Source organism: Streptomyces sp. BE303 (assembly GCF_036290945.1).
Taxonomy (GTDB): Bacteria; Actinomycetota; Actinomycetes; order Streptomycetales; family Streptomycetaceae; genus Kitasatospora.
This window is the reverse complement of sequence record NZ_JAQYWZ010000843.1, coordinates 1-791: the sequence shown is the minus strand read 5'-3', so window position 1 is coordinate 791 and position 791 is coordinate 1. Positions and strand designations below refer to the sequence as shown.

Sequence of the window (791 nt, the reverse complement as noted above, 5' to 3'; positions counted from 1 at the left end):
TCCCCGCGACATGCGCCGCCGCGATCTCGCCCTGCGAGTGACCCACCACCGCGTCCGGCACCACACCCAGCGAACCCCACACCCGCGCCAGACCCACCATCACGGCGAACGACACCGGCTGCACCACGTCCACCCGCTCCAACGAGGCGGCACCCGGCACCTGATTCACCACATCCACCAACGACCAGTCCACATACGGCTTCAGCGCACCCTCCACCTCCGCCAGAGCCCGCGCGAACACCGGGGACTCGGCCGACAGACGCCGGCCCATCCCCACCCACTGCGAACCCTGACCCGGGAACACGAACACCGACCGGCCCGCCACCTCCGCACGGCCCGCCACCAACCCGGGCACAGCCTCGCCGGAGGACAGCGCCCGCAGTCCGGTCAGCGCCTGCGCCTGATCGGCGGCGACCACGACGGCCCGCCGCTCCAGCGCGGCACGGGAGGAGGCGAGCGTGCGGGCGACGGCCGGCGCCTCGGCGGCGGTCCGGGAATCCGCGAACTCCGCGAGCCGCCCGGCCTGTTCGCTCAGCGCCTCGGTGGTCCGGGCGGAGAGCAGCCAGGGCACCGGTGTGACGGACCCGGCGTCGAACTCGGCGGGGGCCTCCTGGACGGGGGCCTGTTCGAGGATGACGTGGGCGTTGGTACCGCTCACGCCGAAGGACGACACGGCGGCCCGGCGCGGCCGGTCCACCTCCGGCCACTCCCGCTCCTCCGTCAACAGCGCGACCGCACCCGACTCCCAGTCCACCTTCGAACTCGGCGCGTCGATGTGCAGACTCTTCGGC

At 73.6% G+C, this 791-nt stretch carries 1 protein-coding gene; it reads right to left on the bottom strand.

The features are described from left to right. Nucleotides 1-754, bottom strand: a 754-nt coding sequence (locus tag PUR56_RS29460; protein ID WP_329951185.1) for an acyltransferase domain-containing protein, incomplete at its 3' end; no start/stop codon positions are given. Nucleotides 755-791: the final 37 nt, after the last annotated feature.